The following is a 1675-nucleotide window of genomic DNA, read 5'->3' on the forward strand; positions in this document are numbered from 1 at the left end:
TTTGAAAGTTCCTGACGCTGTTTTTGCTTTTCTTTTGAGGATAGTGCTTCTATTTGTTGCTCTATCCTAAAGAGTTTATTACAGTATTCAATTCCTTGGCTTGGAATGGTTGATTCCGGCTTCGATGTGTCTACAGGGAGTGCATCTACAAAATATCTTCTTAGATGTGCAAAGCAGTAGCATCTAGTAATGTTTTCTACTTTCTCATATCCTTGATAGGCATCCGTTATCAAATATCCGTTAAATCCTTTTAAGAATTTCTTTGGATGATCTCCATTTCTTGTGGGCTGATATTCAAAAATTCGGATAGGCATCTTGGAATCTTTGTAAGTACCATATACCCACATATATGAATCAGAAGTATTCTTTCGTCCTTCCTCATTCATCACTTCTATGGTGGTTTCATCAGCATGAAGGTATTTCTCTTGCAGCATCTTTTTATGAAGGAGATCAATAATTGGAAAAAGCCATTCTTTTGATGCCTGTATAATCCAATTGGACATTGTCTGCCTTTTCAAAGATAGCCCAAGATTCTTAAAGTCTGTTTCCTGTCTATAAAGAGGCATTGCGTTGACATATTTCTGATACATGATATGTGCAACACTAGAAGCAGAAGCATAGGAATGCCAGATTACAGGTTTTGTTGTAGGTGCTTTAGCCATAAGAGGTTGTCCTGCTTGTTTGCATTTACGGCACTCATAGACTTCTTTGTAGATATCAATAACCTTCAGCTGAGCAGGAATATATTCTACCTCACTGCGAACAAATTCCTCGCCTACCGGTTTTAATTCAGCCGCACATTCAGGGCAATTCAAATCCTCATCGCTGAGTTTAAATACTACTTTGTGGTGAGGCAACTTATCCAGTTTATCTTTTCTCTGTCCGTTATACTTCTTTACAATAACTTTTTCGGTTACTTTAAGAGCCGGTTCTACTACTTTAGGATCTGCTGTTACCTCTGCCTCATCAAAAAAAGAAAGCTGTCCTTCAACACCAAGATTCTTAGTGCTTTCGGAACTTTTCCCGTACAGTTTTTTCGTCAGATAAGCTACCGTTTCATGAAGGTTCTTGTTTTCAAGTTCTAGCTGCGTGATTCTTTTTTTAAGCATATTTAACTTTTCATTTGCCTTCATAAAACCTGTATTTCCTCTCTTTTTAACTAAGAATATTATATCATAAAAAGTACTGTAACTCCAGAATTTTCAAGGAATTATAGGCACTTTATATTACATTTTTTACACTTATTTTTTGTACGGCTTTGGGTTGATTTAAAGACAATCCTTCTAAAAGCCATCTGAATTCTTGAGTTGTTAACTTTCGAACTTCTTCTTCATTTCTTGGCCATTGAAACTTGCCTTTTTCTAGCCTTTTGTATAGAAGTACAAATCCATCTCCTTCCCAGTAAAGCGCTTTTAACCGATCACATTTATGACCACAGAATAAAAACAGGTTGTTACTAAAGGGATCTAATCTGAAATTTTGTTGTACCAGTGCAGCAAGACCATCGATTGACTTGCGCATATCAGTATATCCGCAGGCAAGATAGATATTTTCTGCTTGTGAAATATCACCTAGCATCGTGTGTTCTCCGGATAGATGCTTTGTATGGCAAGGATTGTATTGCGAATGACCATTTCTGTTGCACTGCTTCGAACATCAATGGAAATATCATTTA

Annotated in this window: 2 protein-coding genes; both read right to left on the reverse strand. The window is 36.7% G+C overall.

Annotated features, from left to right (window positions below):
- Positions 1 to 1133: IS66 family transposase (tnpC, locus tag K292_RS0112690; RefSeq protein ID WP_027400130.1), on the reverse strand; the 1133-nt coding region annotated here is incomplete at its 3' end.
- An 88-nt stretch (positions 1134 to 1221) separates the two neighbouring features.
- Positions 1222 to 1578 carry an IS66 family insertion sequence element accessory protein TnpB gene (gene tnpB, locus K292_RS0112695; RefSeq protein WP_027400131.1) on the reverse strand — a complete coding sequence of 119 codons (357 nt, stop codon included), beginning with the start codon at positions 1576 to 1578 and terminating at the stop codon, positions 1222 to 1224.
- Positions 1579 to 1675: the final 97 nt, after the last annotated feature.

Source organism: Anaerovorax odorimutans DSM 5092 (assembly GCF_000426305.1).
Lineage (GTDB): Bacteria > Bacillota > Clostridia > Peptostreptococcales > Anaerovoracaceae > Anaerovorax > Anaerovorax odorimutans.